General features: G+C 74.6%; 15 protein-coding genes and 1 pseudogene. 9 read left to right on the top strand and 7 right to left on the bottom strand.

The genetic code is table 11. The annotated features are described in order from the left end of the window. Positions 1–217: pseudogene (locus tag ACFW3D_RS36565) on the bottom strand (serine hydrolase domain-containing protein); the annotation flags it as partial. A 291-nt stretch (positions 218–508) separates the two neighbouring features. Between ACFW3D_RS36565 and ACFW3D_RS36560 the strand changes: the two are divergent. Both ACFW3D_RS36560 and ACFW3D_RS36555 read left to right on the top strand, forming a co-directional pair. Beyond that, positions 509–1192, top strand: coding sequence for a response regulator transcription factor (locus ACFW3D_RS36560; protein WP_500511971.1), 684 nt, complete (start codon positions 509–511; stop codon positions 1190–1192). Beyond that, on the top strand, positions 1189–2568 hold the full coding sequence (locus ACFW3D_RS36555) for a sensor histidine kinase (protein ID WP_500511969.1): 1380 nt from the start codon (positions 1189–1191) through the stop codon (positions 2566–2568). The genes ACFW3D_RS36560 and ACFW3D_RS36555 overlap by 4 nt, the downstream gene beginning before the upstream one ends. Here ACFW3D_RS36555 and ACFW3D_RS36550 read toward each other — a convergent pair. After that, positions 2547–3521: a TAXI family TRAP transporter solute-binding subunit gene (locus ACFW3D_RS36550; protein WP_500511967.1), complete on the bottom strand. Its 975-nt coding sequence runs from the start codon at positions 3519–3521 to the stop codon at positions 2547–2549. The two genes, ACFW3D_RS36555 and ACFW3D_RS36550, sit on opposite strands and share 22 nt — an antisense overlap. Positions 3522–3552: 31 nt before the next feature. Further along, positions 3553–4830 (bottom strand): MFS transporter, encoded by a 1278-nt coding sequence (locus ACFW3D_RS36545; protein WP_500511965.1) that lies wholly within the window; start codon positions 4828–4830, stop codon positions 3553–3555. Between the two features lie 144 nt (positions 4831–4974). Here ACFW3D_RS36545 and ACFW3D_RS36540 point away from each other — a divergent pair, with 144 nt between their 5' ends. Beyond that, positions 4975–5886, top strand: a complete 912-nt coding sequence (locus tag ACFW3D_RS36540; RefSeq protein WP_500511963.1) for a LysR family transcriptional regulator — start codon at positions 4975–4977, stop codon at positions 5884–5886. Positions 5887–5901: 15 nt separating this feature from the next. On the opposite strand, the gene ACFW3D_RS36535 is transcribed toward ACFW3D_RS36540, so the two are convergent. The 3 genes from ACFW3D_RS36535 to ACFW3D_RS36525 all read right to left on the bottom strand — a co-directional run bounded on the left by ACFW3D_RS36535 (position 5902) and on the right by ACFW3D_RS36525 (position 8906). After that, a complete protein-coding gene (locus tag ACFW3D_RS36535; RefSeq protein WP_500511961.1) occupies positions 5902–6540 on the bottom strand; it encodes a TetR/AcrR family transcriptional regulator in 639 nt (212 codons plus the stop codon). Positions 6541–6582: 42 nt separating this feature from the next. Then, a complete protein-coding gene (locus tag ACFW3D_RS36530) occupies positions 6583–7524 on the bottom strand; it encodes a hypothetical protein (protein ID WP_500511959.1) in 942 nt (313 codons plus the stop codon). A gap of 476 nt (positions 7525–8000) precedes the next feature. After that, on the bottom strand, positions 8001–8906 hold the full coding sequence (locus ACFW3D_RS36525; protein WP_500511957.1) for a TIGR03619 family F420-dependent LLM class oxidoreductase: 906 nt from the start codon (positions 8904–8906) through the stop codon (positions 8001–8003). 538 nt (positions 8907–9444) lie between these two features. Between ACFW3D_RS36525 and ACFW3D_RS36520 the strand changes: the two genes are divergently transcribed. Next, positions 9445–10269: a hypothetical protein gene (locus ACFW3D_RS36520; RefSeq protein WP_500511955.1), complete on the top strand. Its 825-nt coding sequence runs from the start codon at positions 9445–9447 to the stop codon at positions 10267–10269. Positions 10270–10290: 21 nt separating this feature from the next. Here ACFW3D_RS36520 and ACFW3D_RS36515 read toward each other — a convergent pair whose 3' ends face one another. Next, the gene (locus ACFW3D_RS36515; protein WP_500511953.1) at positions 10291–12729 is read right to left on the bottom strand and encodes a SpoIIE family protein phosphatase; all 2439 of its coding nucleotides are present in this window, start codon (positions 12727–12729) and stop codon (positions 10291–10293) included. Positions 12730–13015: 286 nt separating this feature from the next. On the opposite strand from ACFW3D_RS36515, the gene ACFW3D_RS36510 reads away from it, so the two are divergent. The 5 genes from ACFW3D_RS36510 (at position 13016) to ACFW3D_RS36490 (ending at position 17638) form a co-directional block, all read left to right on the top strand. Further along, positions 13016–13909, top strand: coding sequence for a helix-turn-helix domain-containing protein (locus ACFW3D_RS36510; RefSeq protein WP_500511951.1), 894 nt, complete (start codon positions 13016–13018; stop codon positions 13907–13909). 103 nt (positions 13910–14012) lie between these two features. After that, entirely contained in the window at positions 14013–14813 is an 801-nt protein-coding gene (locus tag ACFW3D_RS36505; RefSeq protein ID WP_500511949.1) for a GNAT family N-acetyltransferase, read from the top strand. A 406-nt stretch (positions 14814–15219) separates the two neighbouring features. Next, a complete protein-coding gene (alr, locus tag ACFW3D_RS36500; protein WP_500511947.1) occupies positions 15220–16398 on the top strand; it encodes an alanine racemase in 1179 nt (392 codons plus the stop codon). Continuing rightward, positions 16395–17408 (top strand): D-alanine--D-alanine ligase family protein, encoded by a 1014-nt coding sequence (locus ACFW3D_RS36495; protein ID WP_500511945.1) that lies wholly within the window; start codon positions 16395–16397, stop codon positions 17406–17408. The genes alr and ACFW3D_RS36495 overlap by 4 nt, the downstream gene beginning before the upstream one ends. Beyond that, entirely contained in the window at positions 17405–17638 is a 234-nt protein-coding gene (locus ACFW3D_RS36490; RefSeq protein ID WP_500511943.1) for a hypothetical protein, read from the top strand. Before ACFW3D_RS36495 ends, ACFW3D_RS36490 begins: the two co-directional genes overlap by 4 nt. Positions 17639–17648 lie beyond the last annotated feature (10 nt).

The following is a 17648-nucleotide window of genomic DNA, read 5'->3' as shown; positions in this document are numbered from 1 at the left end:
CCGACTGCCCCATGGAGATGCGGTAGCTCGAGGTGCCCGAGTCGATACGGGTCAGCGCGCCCGGGGCACCGTTCGCCATGGCCTGCTTCTGGACGTCGAGGACCGCACTGACGGAGGGGCTGGGCAGTGTGGACGTGACTGCGCCGGCGGGGGAGGCGGCCAGGGCGGCCACCGCGGTGCAGCTTGCGAGCACGATGCCTGCGTTCTTGATACGCATGCTGGACTTTCTGATCCGGGAAAGGATGACCGGTGGTGGGGCAGCGCCGCCTGATGGGGCGACGGCGCGCCCGGGGTTGGCGGGCACCCGGGTTGCGCCGGGTCCCCGTCGGCGGAGCGGTCGTACGGACTGTCAGTGGAACGGAGGGGGGACGCACGTACCCCCTCCACCTCTCAAACCACCGTCCGGCGGGGAATGGTTGACAGTCTTCGCGATCTTTTCCGAAGCTCCTCCGGGGGCCGCCCTCGATGGCGCCGGAACCGCCGCGTCACGCAGCAAGGAGACCTACGGATGCACGCGCTTCTCGTCGAGGACGACGACCGCATGGCCTATGCCCTCGGCACGGCCCTCGCCCAGCGCGGGCACACCGTGCGCCGCGTCGGCCGGGCCCTGGACGCCCTGCGGTTCGTGCGCGAGGCGGAGTTCGTCCTGCTCGACCTGGGACTGCCGGACCTGGACGGGCTGGAGCTGCTGCGGCGGCTGCGCACGGTCTGCGGCGCCCCGCTCATCGTCGTCACCGCCCGCTGCGAGGAACGCGACATCGTCCAGGGACTGCGTGCCGGTGCCGACGACTACGTGGTCAAGCCCTTCCGCATGGCGGAGCTGATCGCCCGGATCGACACCGTCCGCCGCCGCACCGGCCCGGCCGCGGCAGGGGCCGGCCGCCCGGCGCCGCCCGGCGCGCCGGTCACCGTCGGCGACACCGAGATCGACCCCGTCCGCCGCACCGTCACCGTGGCCGGCAGCGAAGTGCGGCTCACCCGGCGTGAGTTCGACGTCCTCGCCCATCTCGCCGCCCGGCCCGGGGAGGCCCACTCCCGCGAGGAGATCCTCGACCGGATCTGGGGCGACGCCTTCCTCGCCGCGTCCCGCTCGCTCGACGTCCACGTCGCCGGCATCCGGGCCAAGACCGGCCGGCCCGCCCTCATCCGCACCGTCCGCGGCTTCGGCTACCGGCTCGGGGACGGCCGGTGAGACGCCGCCTGCTCGCCGTCCTCACGGCCCTGATGGGCGCCGCGGCCCTCCTGCTGTCGCTGCCCCTCGCCGACGCGTACGCCCGCGAACGCACCGAGCACCTGCTGCTCCAGCGCCGCGCCGAGGCCGTGCGCTTCGCCGACCTCGCCGAGCGGGCGCGCACCGCCGCCGACCGCGCCGAGCTGACCGCGGAGATCCGCCGCTACGCGCAGCTGTACGGAGCCGGCGTCACGATCGTCGACACCGCCGGGCGCACCCTCGTTCGCCGCGGCCCACGCAGCCCCGCGGGCGCGCTCGCCGAGGCGAGCGGCCGCGCACTGACGGGACGCTCCACCGGACACCTGCCGACGCTGCGCCCCTGGGGGCCGCGCAGCGTCGTCGTGGCCGAACCGGTCGGCCGTGACGAACGGGTCAGCGGCGCCGTGCTGCTCACCGTGCCCACCGCCGCCGCCCGCCACGACGTCGCCGTCCGCTGGTGGCGGATCGCGGCCGGTGCCCTCGCCGCGTTCACCGCCGCGGCGCTGGTGGCCGCCGGGATCGCGCGCTGGCTGCTGCGCCCGGTCCGCGACCTGGACCGGGCCGTCGAGGGGATCGCCTCCGGCAGTCTCCAGGCGCGTGCCGTCTCCGACACCGGGCCGCCCGAACTGCGGCGGCTGCGCCGGCACTTCAATCTCATGGCGGAGGCCGTGGCGGACGCCATCGGCCGCCAGCGGGACTTCGTCGCCGACGCCTCCCACCAGCTCCGCAACCCCCTTGCGACGCTCGTCCTGCAACTGGAGAACGTCGAACCCCACCTGACCCCCGGCCCCGGTCGGGCGGAGCACGCCCGCGCCCTCGACGAGGCGGAACGGCTCGAGGAGCTCCTCGACGGACTGCTGGCCCTGGCCCGCGTCGAGGCGGGCGCCGCCCCCCTCGCCGACGAGGACGTCTCCGCGGCGGTACGCGGACGCGTCGCCGCCTGGGAGCCGGTGTTCACCGCCGCCGAGCTGCGCCTCACCACCGACGTGCAGCACGGCCTGCACGCCCGTACCCTCCCCGACGCCGTCGGCCGGGTCCTCGACGCGCTGCTCGACAACGCCGCCAAGTTCGTGCCACCCGGCGGCCGGGTGGACGTCCGCGCGGCCCGCCGCGAGGGCGGACTGCTCGTGTGCGTCGGCGACGACGGGCCTGGCGTCCCGCCGGAGCAACTGCCTGTTCTGCTGCGGCGCTTCGGCCGCGCCCCCGGGCACCAGAACATGCCGGGCAGCGGCCTGGGCCTCGCCATCGCCGACGGGATCGCCCGCGGCAGCGGCGGCAGCCTCACCGTCCGCGGCGCCGCGCCGCACGGGCTGCGCTTCGAGCTCCGCCTGCCGGATCAGCCGAACACCGACCGGTAGTACGCCGCCGCACCCGGGTGCAGCGGCACGCTCCCGGTGGAGATCGCGAACCGCGGCTCCAGCCGCGCGCCCGCCGTCACCTCCGCCAGCAGCACCCGCCGGCGGTCGAACACCACGGCCAGCAGCTCGCGCGCCGCGCGGTCCGGCACATCGGCCCTGGCCACGAGGTAGTTGCTCACCCCGATCGTGCCGACCGGCTCCCGCAGCCCGTACGCGCCCGCCGGGATCGTGACCGCGGAGTACACCGGCCCGTACGCGGCGCGCAGACCTGCCACATGACCGTCCAGGGGCAGGAAACGCAGCGGCACCTCGCGGGCGAGGTCGGCCAGCAGCGGCGTCGGCACCCCGCCGGACCAGATCAGCGCGTCGACCTCCCCGGCACGCAGCGCCGCCGCCGAGGCCGCCGCCTCCATCCGGCGGGCCCGCACCGCCCGGGAGCCGGTCAGCCCGGCCGCCCGCAGCAGCCGCTCCGCGACGACCTGGGCGCCCGAGCCCGACGCGCCCGCCGCCACGGGGCACCCGGCGAGCTGCCCCAGCGCGTGTACGGGCCCCCGGGCCGGCACCACGACGTGCGTGTAGTTGACGTACACCCGGGCCAGCGCGGTCACCGCGACGCGCCGCGGGAACATCTCGCGCCCCAGCACGGCGTCCTCGGCCACGTCGGCCATCGTCAGCGCGAGCTCCGCCGAACCGGCCGCCAGCTTCCGGAGGTTGTCCACACTCGCCGCGGTCGCCAGCGGTACGACCTCCAGGCCCTGCCCGCGTGCCCCGGTGGCCCGCGCCAGCGCCTGCCCGAAGGCGTTGTACGGGCCGCCCACCGCCCCCGTCGCGAACCTCAGCCGTGTCGCGGGCACCGGCTCCCCGCCGCACCCCGCCACCAGCGCCGCGAGGGCGCCGCAGCCCGCGGCGAGCAGGCTCCGGCGGGTCGTGGCGGGGGCATCGGCGCGGATCATCCGGGCAGGCTAGCCACTCCACGAGGCGATGTCAGGCCCGGGGCGGCCGCACGGTCCGCGGGGCCGGTACTCCCGGTCGGCGGGCCGCACCGCCGCCACGGAGGGACGTCACGACGGCGAGGACGGTGCCGGCCGACAGGACGGCGGCGAAGCCGACCATGGTGGGCACCAGCGCGGCGTGCCGGATGACGAGGCTGAAGGCCACGGACGGCAGGCCCATGCCGGCGTAGGCGATGACGAAGAAGACCGCCAGCACACCCGCGCGCGAGGCCGGAGCCGCCGCTGCGGCGCTCTGGGCCACCGCGGCCTTGAACACCAGGCCCGCACCCGCGCCGGCGACGGCGACGGCGAAGAGGAAGAAGCCGAGCGTCGGACGCTGGATCGCCAGGGCCGTGAGCACCATGCCCACGGGGAACGCCGCGGTACCGACGACGAGCTGCCGCCGCTGCGCGAGCGCGCCCAGCGCCAGCTGCGCGACCGCCGAGGCCGCGAACGCGGTGAACGGGGCCAGTCCCACGACGAAGGTCGACGTGATGCCGAGCCGGCCACGGACCATGACGGCGCCCAGGGAGGAGAACAGGCCCATCAGGGCGAAGGAGAAGAAGCCCAGGCCCGCCGCCGCGGCGAACACCCTTCCCCGGCCGGGGAGCAGCGCGAAGCGGGTGGGCCGCTCGTCGGCCCTGAGCGTGGTGTCGACGGTCTCGGGTGTGGCGAGCACCAGCAGGAGCAGCACCGACAGGACGCCGGCGAACACGAGGTAGCTGGTGGTCAGGGGAGCGGGCGCCCACTGCGCGAGGGCTCCGGACACCAGCGGCCCGAAGGCCAGTCCGCCGAGGTTGGCGACGCTCGCCACGAGTGACGGCACGTGCGACCCGGCGCGTTCGGGACGGGCGACGTGGTAGAGGTCGCTGAGGTACGCGCTGGCCGTGGAGGCCATCAGGCCCACGGCGACGCCGGTGATGATCCGGCCCACGATGAGGCCGGGCAGATCCGGCCACGAGGCGAGGACGCCGGCCGAGGCGATGCCGACGAGCAGCGACGGGACGATCACCCGACGGCGGCCGAAGCGGTCGGAGAGGTGGCCCAGCAGGCCGAAGCCGAGCGCCGCGCCGAGGACCATGACCGCGAAGGCGACGGTGACCGCCGTCGGCCCGAAGTGATCCCGCGCCTGGTAGAGCGGCCAGAGCGGGGTCGGCGCGGTGCCGAAGGCCATGAGGGACAGGAATGCCGCGGCGACGAACCAGAAGCCGCCGGCATGCCGGCTCCGGTGTGTGCTCGCGGTGGAGGACGTGGTGAGGGACGCGGTCATCGTTCTCTTTCTCTGCTCGGTCGTGAACGGCGGTACGGCGAACGCCTGCCGCGTACGTCCACAACGCACGCCGGGCGGGAGACCACGTCAGCTCCGGGAGATGTGCTGGAGATGGTTTCCATCTCCGCGTGAGATGATGCGGCTGTGGAACTCCGTCACCTGCGCCATTTCCTCGCCCTCGCCGAGGAGCGCAGCTTCACGCGGGCCGCGGCCCGGGAGGTGATCGTCCAGTCGGGCCTGTCCTCCTCGGTGCGCGCCCTCGAGAAGGACGTCGGGGCGCTGCTCTTCGTCCGGGGTACGCGTCCGGTGCGGCTGACCTCCGCGGGCGAGGCACTCGTCCCCGCGGCACGGCAGGCCCTCGACGCCGCGGAGGCGGCCCGGCAGGCCGTACGTGATGTGAACGACGTCCTCACGGGACGGCTGCGCATCGGCGCGATGTACACGATCGGCCACACCCTGCCCTTCGGCTCGTGGGTCGCGCGGTTCGCGCACGCGCACCCGGGCGTCGACATCATCGTGCGTCAACTGCCCGCCGTACGGATGCTGGAGATGGTCAGGGACGGCGAACTGGACTGCGCCCTCGTGCCGGTGGTGCCGGCGTACAGCACCGGACTCGACGTCGTGCACCTCGTCGCGGAACCGGTCGTGATGGCGTGCGCGCCCGATCACCCGCTCGCGGCCGAGCGGGAGGTCACCCTCGACCGGCTCGCCGCCGAGCGCTTCGTCGACACCCCGCCCGACTGGGCTATCCGCGTCCAGGTCGACCAGGCCTTCCAGGACGCGGGCCTCGTGCGCCGCACCGTGTGCGAGGTCGCCGAATGGCCGCTGGTCCTCGAACTGGTCGCCGCCGGCGTGGGCATCGCACTGGTACCGGAGGGCCTCGACCTCCCGTCGGGCCCGCGTCCCGCGGCCGCGATCCGGTTCGTCCCGCTGGCCGGGATCCGGCTGCTGCGCCGCGTCGACCTCGTCTCGCCTAAGGGCCATGCGGCGGGCCCGGCCGTCCGGCGCTTCCTCGAGCAGGTCCGCGGCAGCGTGCGTACGCCGGGCGGCGGCTGAGCCGTTCCGCGGCCGTCAGCGACCGAGGGCCCGCAGCACCATGTCCGCGTACCGGTGCCAGACCGACGGATCACGTTCCTGGAGCCGCACGAGCTGGAGGGCGGCGCCGCACAGCAGCACCCGCAGATCCAGCGGGGTGGAGTCCGCGCGCAGCGCCCCCGCCGCGCGGGCGGTCTCCATGGCCGCCGTGAGCGACTCCAGAACCGACACGGCGGCCGGGGAGGCGGCGTCTGCCAGCCGCTCGGCGAGCAGTCGGTCACGGGCCAGGACGTCGAAGAGCGCGAGGACGTGCCGCCGGAAGGCCGCGTCGGGGCCGGGGCCGGCCTGGGCCTCCGAGGTGCGCCGTTCGAGCTCGTCAAGACTGAGCCGGGTGACGGTCTCCAGCAGGTCCTCCTTGGTGGGGAAGCTGCGGTAGACCGTCGCCTTGCCGACCTCGGCGCGCGCCGCGATCTGGGGGACGGTGGCCAGTGTGCCGCGTTCACGGAAGACGTCGACCGCGGCGGCGACCACGCGTTCGTGGTTGCGGCGGGCGTCCGCCCGGCGCGGTGACGCGGCCGCCGCCCGGTCCGGGTCGGGGGAGGGCGAAGGGCTCATGGGGCGGGTGGCCTGTCTGCGTTCGATGAGGGCCTCGGCCCTCTGCGTCGGATCGCCCATGATATCGGACCCTGAGGTCCGTTTCGCCGGTCCGGCGCCCCCTCACCGGAGCCAGTCCCTGCGGGCGGCCTGCCAGCCCAGTTGCAGGCGGGTGGAGGCTCCGGCGAGCGTCATCAGCCGCCCCACATGGCGTTGCAGGGTCCGCTCGCTCACGCCCATGTGCCGGGCTGCCGTCCGGTCCGTGGCGCCACCGGCGAGCAGGGCGAGCAGTCTGCGGTCGGCCTCCCCCACCGAGGGCGGTGCGACGGAGTGCGGTGGCAGGGAGACGTCCCACTGGGTCTCGAAGAGGAGCAGCAGCGCCTCCAGCACGCCCGTGTCCCGTATGACGACCGCGGCGGGTTCCCGGTACGTGGCGCCGGCCCCGGCCGGCGAGAGCCGGCACAGGCCCACGCCGCGGTCGGCGATCGCGAGGTCCAAGAGCGGTGCGTGGTGGGCGAGACGGACGACGCCGTTGATGTGCGTCGTGTCCGCCGCGGTGGCGCCGTCGGGAAGGGCCGCGCGGGCGCAGAGCACCCGATGGCGCACGGCGGGGCTGAACGTCTCGCCGTCGACGAGGAGTTCGGGTGACGCGCAGAACCAGACGACCTCGTGGAACACGTCCGCCTGGAGCTGTGCGAGGCGCCGGCGGACGGCGCCGGCGCCGGTGATCGCCTCGAGGGGGAGCCGGCGGTCGTCCGGATGCGCGGCACCCGGAACGGTTCTGAGCAGATCGTCGACGATGCCCCGTGCCCGGTCGAGCGCCTCCGCCTGCTGTCGCAGCCGCAGCATGAACTCCACGTCCGGCTGCGAGGCGGTGAACCGTGCGGCCCGCCCGTCGGCCGGGGCGGCCAGGCCCCTCTCGACCAGGGAAGCGAGCGCCCGCTCGGACGCCTCCGCCGAGATGCCCACCTCGGCCGCCACCCGGTCCCGCGACACCGGTCCGGCCGTGAGCAGCATCCTGTACACGCTCTCTTCGACGTCCGGGGCCTCATCTGTCTCGGTCATGCGCATCCCTTCCGGGGGGTGTGGTGGAGTCAGGCGCCTGACAACGTTGTCCGGCTCGAATCCAGCTAACATGCGTGCGTACGCAATTAAATAACGAAGGGGAAGCCGGCAGGTGCAACCCTGCCGGCTCTGGGGGGCGGAGGATTCAGACCATGGGACGGAGCCTGCCGCGGGACGCCGCTGCGGCCACCGCGGTCATGCAAGGGGCGCAGTACTCGTCGCGGCAGTCGTCGTCGGGGGCAGGAAGTGACCTGCCGGCGAGCGCACGGCCGCACAGGGAGCTTCCGTCAAGCCGGAGAACGTGCCACAACTGGGCGGATCCGGTGTCCGTCGCTATGGGTTCGGCGCGCATGTCGTACATCGGCGACCTCCCACTCGAACGCGGATGCGGTCACGCTCATGAGACGCCGGGCGCTGCGGAGCCGCGACCAAGGGGCCGCCGAACGGGTGAATCGCGCAGGGTGACGGGCGGCGGATCAGCCGCGCCCGACGAGCGGCAGCAGCTCCGTGACGAGCTCCAGCGCGGCGTCGACGTGGGGGAGGGACATGGACTCCACCATGAAGTGATCGATGCCCGTCCCGTCGGCCAGCGACTTGATGGCGTCGGCGACCCGGGCCGACGGGGTCCCCTCCGCGACGTTGACCCGCATGACCGTGTCCAGCAGCGCCGGATCGCGTCCCGCCTCACCGGCGAACTCGTTGATGAGGGAGCGTTGTGCCAGCACCGCCTCGGCGCCCACGTGGAAGGGGACGACGCACGCCGGCAGCCAGCCGTCCGCCCGTTCCCCGATGCGCCTGAGCGCGGCCGGGGCCCCGCTCGGAGCACCGAGGTAGAAGGGCGGGCGGGGCTTCCGCACGGGCTTCAGCGGTGAGTACTGGAGCGGAAGATCCAGGTGGCGCCCGTGGTACTCCACCGGGTCCTGGGTCCAGAGCAGTTCGAGCGCGTCGAGCATCTCGTCCGTCCGGGCGCCGCGCTTGGTGAAGTCCAGGTTCGCCGCCGCGAATTCCTCGGGCGACCAGCCGACGCCGAAGCCGGGGAGGAGCCGCCCGCCGCTGATCCGGTCGATCGTGGTCAGACTGCGCGCCAGCTGCGCGGGCGCGTAGATCGGCGCGATGAGGACGTTGGTGCCCAGCTGCACCCGCTCGGTGGCGGCGGCCGCCACACCGAGCAGCACGAAGGGGTCGGCCGCGGTCCGGTACTCCACGGGGATCGTCGTGCCGGGGCCGGTCGCCCCGATCGTGGGGTTGACGGCGGCGAAGTTCCGGTCGCCCGCCCACAGGCTCGCCGCACCGGCCTTCTCCGCCTCCCGGGCGAACTCCGCCGTCCGGTCGACCTGGTGGGCCACGTGGTGCAGGTACGGAAGCGCAAACCCGATCTTCATGGAAACCCTTCATTCGCCTTGGAGGACGCGCCGGACACGGCGGCTGCCCACGCCGGGAGCCCGCGACGCGGCCGTAGGCTCCGCCCAGCCTGCCGGCTCCCCGCCCTGCGGTGAAGGCACTCCCGTTCCCGGGAGTGACGGGACCACCCAACGCCTCCGCGGCGCCGGGTCGATGGTCCTGCCGGTTCTCCTGAGGCATCGTCCCCGGAGCGCGCGGCGTCGCGGTTCACCGCCGTATCCCCCCGGGTGTCCGCGCCGTACGCAGGTGGGTTGCCGAGGTGGCTGGTCCTCCCGTTCCCGGGAACAACGGGGCCTGTCACCGGGGAGCGGGAGCGTGCACAGTGGAGTCCACCCAGGAGAAGCCCTGGGCCGCAGCGGGCGATCCGCCCGCGCCCGGCCCGGCGGCGACGCGTGCCGCAGAGCCGATGGGACGACCGCTCCGCCAGGGGTCCGGCGACCGCGGACCGGTGTGCACCCCCCGTGGAGGGCCGCCCCTTCATGCGGCCTTCTGGGAACGTCATTCGGAAGGACTCCCCCCATGCACTCCCAGGGACAGCTCGTGCTCGCCGACGCCGGGAGGGGCGCGGCTCCTCGGGACGGCATCGGGGCGGCGCACCTCCCGGGGCCCGGTACCGCCGCCCCGGACGAGGTCTTCGCGGCCTACGAGGCACTGGGGCACGCCCGGCCGGGCACGGCGTGGCGGGCCTTCGTGGGCCGCTTCCACTGGGCCGCTTCCCTCCCCGGGGCCGAACCCGCCGACCACGACCCGCGGACGGTGCCCCGGGCGCTGGCGACCGACGGGGGCCATGTGCTCTCGGGGCGGTGGCACCTCGCGCCGTCCGCCCGGGACGCCCGCTGGGTGGCGCTCCCGGCCGTGGTGGACCGCGGCCGGCCGGTGTTCGTCGTACGCCGCGCGCAGGGCGCCGAGGACGCGGACGGCTACCGGCTGCGCGATCTGTTCGTACCGGCCGGGTTGACGAGTCCGGCCTCCGGTACTCCGCTGCGGGGCTCCGACGCGCCCTACGCCTGGATCGCGGCGACGGGGATGGCCCTCGGCTCCGCCCGGCGACTGCTCGCGGAGGGACCGGCGACGCACCTCGCAGCGCTGCTGGAGCGTGAACGCGACGCCGCGCGCCGCCAGTTGCGGGACACGTCCGCGACCGGGGGCGGTTCCGAGCGCCTCGCGGAGCGCGTCGAAAGGGCCGCCCACGTCGTGCGCGAGGTCTACTCGGCGTGCTGCGAGGAGGGGCCGGACGGGCTTCCGCTCCGCCCGCGGTCCCTGGTCACCGCGGGCGCGCCGCTGCTGCAGTTCCTGAGGTTCGCCACCGAGCTGCTGCCGCCTCCGGGCGCCGGCGCACGCTGACCCCGGCTGCGAACGATCACGTCAGGCCGCGACGGGGTCCAGGGTCTGTTCGGCCCAGATGGTCTTGCCGACCAGGGCGTACCGGGTCCCCCAGCGGTGCGAGCACTGTGCCACCAGGAAGAGCCCGCGGCCGCCCTCGTCGGTGGTGGCCGCCCGGCGGATGTGCGGCGATGTGCTCGCCGCGTCGCTGACCTCGCAGATGAGCGTCCGGTCCAGGATCAGCCGCAGCCGGATCGGGTCGTGCCCGTGGCGGATGGCGTTGGTGATCAGCTCGCTGACGATGAGTTCGGTGGAGAAGGCCAGGTGCTCCAGCCCCCACTGGCCGAGCTGCCGCAGCACCAGCGAACGCATGTCGCCGACGGCCGCCGGGACCGGGGGGACCGTCCAGGTGGCCAGCTTCCCCGGGTCGAGGGGGCGGGTCCTGGCCAGTAGCAGCGCCAGGCCGTCCTCCATCGTGAGATGGGCGGCGACCAGATCGGAGATGGCGCGGCAGGTCTCCTCGATCGGGCGGCCCCGGTCGGCGACGACGGTGCTGAGGCGGGTCGCGAGCGTCTCGCACGAGTCCGTGGGGCGCAGCAGGCTGTGGCTGGAGAACACCAGGGTGCTGCCCTCCGCGAGTTCCAGGTCCAGCGGCTCGAACACCGGGTCGCCCTGGCCGAGCGGATTGTTGACCGGCACCTCGGGGACCACCACGTCCCCGGACCGGGTGACGACGGCGGGCGGCGGATGCCCGGCGCTTGCCATCACGCAGCGCCGCGAGACGGGGTCGTAGACCGCGTACAGGCAGGTCGAGCCCTTCAGGGCCTCGACCACCGGCGCAGACCCGGTGGCGTGTTCGCGCTCCAGGAGCCGCGGCACCATGTCGTCGATCTGGCCGAGCAACTCGTCGGGCGTCAGGTCCACTTGGGCCAGCGTGCGGATCGCGGAACAGATGTGCCCCATGCACGCGGCCGCCTGGAATCCCGTGCCCGGCACCGCGCCCACCACCAGGGCCACCCTGGCACCCGACAGCGGGATCACGTCGAACCAGTCGCCGCTCACCCCCGCGTGCACCCGCGACGGCCGGTAGTGCTGCGCCACCTCGACCGCGCTCTGGTCCGGGACGCTGCGCGGCAGCATGCTCGCGTGGAGCGTCAGGGCGGCCGTGTGCTCGTTGGTGTAGCGGCGGGCGTTGTCGAGGCAGACCGCGGCGCGCGCGACGATGTCCTGGGCGAGGACGAGGTCGTCGGGTTCGAAGGCCTCGCTGCCGCGCCCCCGGTACAGGTGCACCAGGCCCAAGGTGGCGTCCCGCGCGCGCAGCGGTACGAGGATGAGGGAGTCGATCCCGTAGTTCCGCATCGCCTTGACCCGCTCGTCGGCGGTGTCCCGCAGCCATTCGGCACCGGGTTCGACCACGGGGATCAGCCGCGGGCGGCCGTCGGCCAGGCTCTGCACGTGCGGCGAGTCCGGGGGGTAGTTCTGCAGTTCCCCGGGCTGCCGGATCCGGCTGATGATCTCCGGGTCGACGGCCGTGCGGGCGAGGGAACGCACCGTGACGGGCCCGGAGCCCATGGGCTCCGGCTCCGCGCCCTCCACGACGTCCTCGAGCAGGTCGATCGTCGCCACGTCGGCGAGCCGCGGGACGAGCACGTCCACCAGTTCCTCCGCGGTGCGCCGCACGTCCAGGGTGGTGCCGATGCGCATGGCCGCCTCGTCGAGGAGGGCGAGGCGTTCCCGGGTCCGGTGGCGGTCGGTGATGTCGATGATCAGGTCGGTGACGCCGAGGACGTCGCCGTCCGGTGCGGTCAGGACGACCGAGGAGACGTGCCAGACGTGGTCCCGGTCCGGGTCGGCCGCGGTGCGCCCCTGGTGGACGGCGTTGACGACGGGCCGGCCGCTGTCCAGAACCCCCTTGAGCCTGCGCTCGATCGCCATGGCGTCGAGTCCCGGCAGGACCTCGCTGACGGACCGGCCGAGGGCCCTTTCCTCGGGGAACCCGTGGATGCGTTCCAGGGCGGCGTTGATCCGCACGAAGCGCAGGTTCCGGTCGTAGACGGCGATGCCGATGGGCGCCTGGGTGAAGAGGGCCTCCAGGATCGCCCGGCCCTCGGCGGCCGGGTGGGGCGTGGGGACCACGACGACCACGGAGCCCCGACCGTCGTGCCCTCCCGGCTCGAGCAACGGCGACGTGTGGAGGACGACGTCGGTGGTGCCGCCGTCACGGCGGGAGAGCACGGCGCGCCGTCCCGGGGCGGCCTGCCGCGGTGCGGCGTCCCCGGAAGGTCCGGCGAACGCCTCCGGCCACAGCTCGGCCGCCGGGCGTCCGACGACGTCCGTGGCCCGGAAGCCGAGGAGCCGCTCGGCCGCGGCGCTCCACGCGGAGACGAGGCCGTCGTCGTCGAGCACAAAACCGGCGACGTCCTCGTCGCCGGACGTTCCCGCGAAGCAGCGTCCGGAAGGAGTCTGTGAAGGATTGCCCATGCTCAGTCCTGTCACGCGAGGTGACGATCCCGGTTGCCCGGGGTGCCCCGGGCGCCTGCGAGGCGGCTGCCGTCGCCGTTCCCGCGGCAGGGCCGCCTCATGGCCGTACCCCCACTCAGGCTACCGAGACCCACCGGCTCGCGCCCGGCACTGCGGCGGCCGCCCCGTACGGACGGTGACGGGCCCGCCGCGACGGGGTGAACACCCTGTGCGGGTCGTTGCGCTCATCGTGCCTGGTACCAAGGGGGCCACTCATCCGCGGGCGCGGCGGGCTACGGTCGTCGGTATGGACGCTTCGAATGCGCTGGGTGAGTTCCTGCGGGCTCGCAGACGCCTGGTCCGGCCGGAGGAGGTCGGTTTCGGTACCCATGGGACGCGGCGGGTCGAGGGTCTGCGACGGGAGGAGGTCGCGATGCTCGCCGGGATCAGCACGGACTACTACCTCCGTCTGGAACAGGGGCGCGACCGCAATCCGTCACCTCAGGTACTCGACGCGATCGCCCGGGCGCTGACCCTGGACCAGGACACCGCCGACTACATGACCGGCCTGACGCGGGCCCGGGTAACCAGCGCGGCCGCCCGGACGCCGCCCCGCGGCAGCGCACCGCGGCCCGAGCAGGTGTCACAGAGCATCCGGGAACTGATCGACGGCTGGAGCGGCAACCCCGCCTGGGTGCAGAACCGGTTCTTCGACGTCCTCGCCGTCAACGACCTGGCGGCGGCCCTGTCTCCCAGCTACACCCCCGGTGTGAACCTTCTGTCGGCCGCCTTCCTCGACCCGGCGGAACGCGAACGGCGCATCGACTGGGAGTCGATGACCGGCAAGGGTGTCGCCACCCTGCGCGCCCTGGCCGGGCCGGACGTCGACGACCCCCGGCTGACCGAGCTGGTCGGTGAACTCTCCCTCCGGAGCGAGCGTTTCCGCGAACTGTGGGCCCGCCACGACGTCACACCGCACACGGGGCAGATCGCGCGCCTGAGGCACCCGCAGGTCGGGGACCTGGAACTGCGGTCGGACAAGCTGACCATCGCCGGGAGCGGCGGCCTCATCCTGGTGGTGTTCCACCCCGAGCCGGGCAGCCGCAGCGCGGAACTCCTGCAGATGCTCGGCAACCTCAGCGCCTCCGGCCGCACCGCGGCGGAGGAGAACCGGGACCGCCGGACCGCGACGGAGCGGTGAGCACGGCACTTCGGTCCCGCGACGCACGACAACTCCGGACGCGCCGGTGGACGGCGCCCGGACAGCGAAAGCAACGAGGATGACAGACACACGAATACCGACCGTGACTTCTGTGCCGGACGAGGGATCCCCCACGGACTCCGGGGGCGGCGTGGACCTCACGCTGCTGACCGCCAACTTCCGCCAGTACCTGCTCGGATGGGGCGCGGAGGAACGCGGCGAGGGGGAACTCGACTACTACCGCAGCGGACTCGCGACCCCGCAGTTCAACGGCGTGCTCCGCACCCCCTCGCTCCAGGGCGTCGGGCAGGCCGCAGCCACGGCCCGGACCCGGCTCGCCGACCTCCCCTGGTGGTGGTGGGCGGGGCCGGACAGCCCGGAGGGAACGCCCGCCGAACTCGTCCGGCACGGGCTGGTGGAACTGGGTTCCGTCCCGGTGATGGTCCGGCCGCTGGACCAGCCCGTCGCCGAAGCCGGGGAGCGTGCGGACGGGCTGCGGATCGAGCCGGTCGAGGGGACCGCGCGCCTGGTGGAGTTCGTCCGCACCTACAGCACGTCCATGGGCATCCCGCCGGGCCTCGAGAACGACATGGCGCGCATCGAGGCGCAGCGCTCGGACAACGCGGACGTCGTGCGTCTGGCCGCGGTGCTCGACGGGCGCATCGTCGGCACGACCGTGGTCATCGTGGCGCACGGCCATGCGGGGATCTTCCTCGTCCACGTCGCCGAGACCCACCGCCGCCGCGGCATCGGCACCGTCCTGACGGCGGCCGCACTGAGCGTCGGACGCGACCGCGGGATGGAGTTCGCCGCCCTCATGGCCAGCCCCGCGGGCGAGCCCCTCTACCGCGGCCTCGGCTTCACCACGGTCTCCGAGTACCGGATCTTCGCCCTGCCCGCGTGACGCGCGGCGGCCCGTGCCGCCGGCCCGGCCCACGACGCCCACCGCGGGGGACCACTCCCGCGGTGGGCGTTCCGTGGTGAAGCCCACGTCGCCAGGGATGCGCATCCAGCCAGAGGGCCGGGGCCCCGAGGCCCGGCGGCGCACCGGCGGAGGCATCGGCCGAAAGTCGTAGTGCGGCGCGAAGGGTCCGACTTCCGCCCGAAGCGGGCGGTCACGCCGGCTTCGTAGCGTGCTCGCCATGAGATCCACGCCCCGTACCGGACCCGCGGGCACCGTCCCGGCCGCCGGTACGGGCCCCCGGCACCCGCTCCGGCGTGGGCCGCGCCCTCCTTCCCGTCCCGGTGCCGACTCGCGTCCGGGCGGCCCCCGGGGCGCCGGCCCGACCGCGACACCCGAAGGGCTTCCCATGCCTTGCGCACCACTGACCGATCCCGTCGTCCGCATCGGCGACCCGCCCCCTCCAGCCGGCCGTACGGCAGGCCCGGAGCTGGGTGTGGACCTGGCGGCGGTCGCCGCGAACACCCGCCTCCTGGCCGCCCGTGCGGCTCGCCTGATGGCGGTGGTCAAGGCCGACGGCTTTGGGCACGGTGCCGCCGAAGTGGCTTCCGCCGCGCTGGGCGCGGGCGCGACCTCGCTCGGCGTGACCTCCCTCGAGGAGGCGCTGTTCCTCAGGCGTGCGGGATTCCGGGTACCGATCCTGAGCTGGCTCAATCCCGTCGAGGCCGCCTTCGAGGAGGCCCTGCGGGCCGACGTGTCGGTCGCCGTGCCCGGCCGTGAGCACCTGGCCGCGGTGGCTCGCGCCGCATCCCGGACGGGACGGCCCGCGCAGGTGCACCTGCACCTGGACACCGGCATGGCCCGTGACGGTGCCGACCCCCGGCAGTGGCCCGACCTGTGCCGGCGGGCCCGGGAGGCGGAGCGGGCCGGCCTGGTCCGGGTCACCGGCCTGATGGGTCACCTCGGCTGCGCGGACACCCCGGGGGACGGGTGCACCGACCGGGCGCTCGAACTCTTCCGGACGGCGTCGGCCACCGCCGTGCGGACCGGGCTGCGGCCCGGCATCCGGCACCTGGCCGCGACCTCGGCGACCCTCACCGACCCGCGGACCCGCTTCGACCTCAGCCGCGTCGGCGCCGGCCTCTACGGCATCGACCCCACGCACACGACACGTCTGCGCCCCGCACTGACGCTGACCGCGCCCGTGGTGTCGGTCCGTACGGTCCCGGCCGGCGCCCGGGCCGGTTACGGCCACGCGTGGACCGCCTCGCGGCGCACCCACCTGGCCCTGCTCGCCGTCGGGTACGCGGACGGGCTTCCCCGCGCGGCGTCCGGCCGGGCGGAGGTGCTCCTCGGCGGTCGCCGCCGCCCCGTGGTGGGACGGGTCTCCATGGACCAGGTGATCGTGGACTGCGGCGAGCGTCCGGCCGCACCCGGTGACATCGCCACCGTCTTCGGCACGGGCGACGCCGGCGAGCCCACCGTCCGGGACTGGGCGTGCTGGTCCGGAACCATCGAGCACGAGATCGTGACCGGCCTGGGCACCCGCCTGCGCCGCACCGCGCACCGCCCGGGGGCCGCCGCGTGACCGCCTCCCGGAAGACCGATCGCATCCGCGTCGCCGTGCTCGGCGGCGGCCGGAGCGCCGAGCACGAGGTCTCCCTCGCGTCCGCCGCGTCCGTCCGCTCGGCGCTCGACCCGGCCGTCCACGACGTCGTGTCCCTCACCATCGGACGGGACGGGGTGTGGCGGGACGCCGCCGGGCGGCCACTGGCGGGTTCCGCCGCGACGAGCCTGTCCGAGGCGCTGGCGGTGCTGGCGGGCTGCGACGTGGTCTTCCCGGCGATGCACGGCCCGCTGGGCGAGGACGGCACGCTCGCGGCGCTGCTGGACCTGGCGGAGCTGCCCTACGTCGGTGCCGGCGTCCGTGCCGGGGCCCTGGCCATGGACAAGTGGGCGACGAAACTGGTGGCCGAGGCGGTGGGCATCGCCGTCGCCCCGGGCTTCCTGGTCACCGCGGACACCGCGGACCGGGTGCGCTTCGACCGCCCGGTCGTCGTGAAGCCCGTCGCCGCGGGGTCCAGCCACGGCGTGTCCCTCGTCACCGACGAGGCGGAACTCGCCCCGGCGATCGCCGCCGCGCTCGGGGTCGACGACCGGGTCCTGGTCGAGGAGCTGGTGACCGGCCGTGAGGTGGACCTCGCCGTGCTGCAACGCGCGGACGGGGGCCTGGTGGTGGGTCCCCCGCTGGAGATCCTGCTCGACGACGGACGCCTCTTCGACACCGAGCAGAAGTACGACGGCGGAGCCCGGTTCCTGATCCCCGCCCCGCTCTCCGCGGCGCAGCACGACGGGCTCGTCGAGGCCTCCCTCGCCCTCTTCGCGGCGCTGGGCTGCCGCGGGGTGGCGCGCTGCGACTTCTTCCTGACTCCCGACGGTCCCGTCCTCAACGAGGTGAACACCATGCCCGGCATGACCGCGCAGTCCCAGGTCCCCAAGATGTTCGCGCACCAGGGACTGACGTACCCCGCGCTGCTGGGCGAACTCGTCCGGGGTGCCCTCGCCGCCGGTGCGACCACGGGGCAGGTGCGACGGTGACCGGGCAGCACGGCGGGGACCACGGTTCCGCCCCGGCCCCGGGCCACCACGCCGGCACCCCCGGGGAACCCCCGGTCCACCGCCTGCTGCGCACCGCCCGGGTCTACGCCCAGGCCGTCCTCGACGTGGTGGTCCTGGGCGCGGGAACGGACCGCGTCGGCGACGGCCGCTCTCCCGGTCCGTCCCCGGCCCGGGAGAGCGGCCCCCGGTCCTCCGGGGCGGATCGGTGACACTGGACAG

It is taken from the genome of Streptomyces sp. NPDC058864, from assembly GCF_042742985.1.
In the GTDB taxonomy this organism is placed as follows: Bacteria; Actinomycetota; Actinomycetes; order Streptomycetales; family Streptomycetaceae; genus Actinacidiphila.
The sequence above is the reverse complement of the archived record's forward strand: the minus strand, read 5'-3'. Positions and strand labels throughout refer to the sequence as shown.

Bases quoted from the DNA above. Each gene is read 5' to 3' on its own strand.
- ACFW3D_RS36535 (WP_500511961.1), bottom strand. From the start codon at position 6,540: ATGGGCGATCCGACGCAGAGGGCCGAGGCCCTCATCGAACGCAGACAG.
- ACFW3D_RS36560 (WP_500511971.1), top strand. From the start codon at position 509: ATGCACGCGCTTCTCGTCGAGGACGACGACCGCATGGCCTATGCCCTC.
- ACFW3D_RS36515 (WP_500511953.1), bottom strand. From the start codon at position 12,729: ATGGGCAATCCTTCACAGACTCCTTCCGGACGCTGCTTCGCGGGAACG.
- ACFW3D_RS36545 (WP_500511965.1), bottom strand. From the start codon at position 4,830: ATGACCGCGTCCCTCACCACGTCCTCCACCGCGAGCACACACCGGAGC.
- ACFW3D_RS36510 (WP_500511951.1), top strand. From the start codon at position 13,016: ATGGACGCTTCGAATGCGCTGGGTGAGTTCCTGCGGGCTCGCAGACGC.
- ACFW3D_RS36530 (WP_500511959.1), bottom strand. From the start codon at position 7,524: ATGACCGAGACAGATGAGGCCCCGGACGTCGAAGAGAGCGTGTACAGG.
- ACFW3D_RS36520 (WP_500511955.1), top strand. From the start codon at position 9,445: ATGCACTCCCAGGGACAGCTCGTGCTCGCCGACGCCGGGAGGGGCGCG.
- ACFW3D_RS36550 (WP_500511967.1), bottom strand. From the start codon at position 3,521: ATGATCCGCGCCGATGCCCCCGCCACGACCCGCCGGAGCCTGCTCGCC.
- ACFW3D_RS36525 (WP_500511957.1), bottom strand. From the start codon at position 8,906: ATGAAGATCGGGTTTGCGCTTCCGTACCTGCACCACGTGGCCCACCAG.
- alr (WP_500511947.1), top strand. From the start codon at position 15,220: ATGCCTTGCGCACCACTGACCGATCCCGTCGTCCGCATCGGCGACCCG.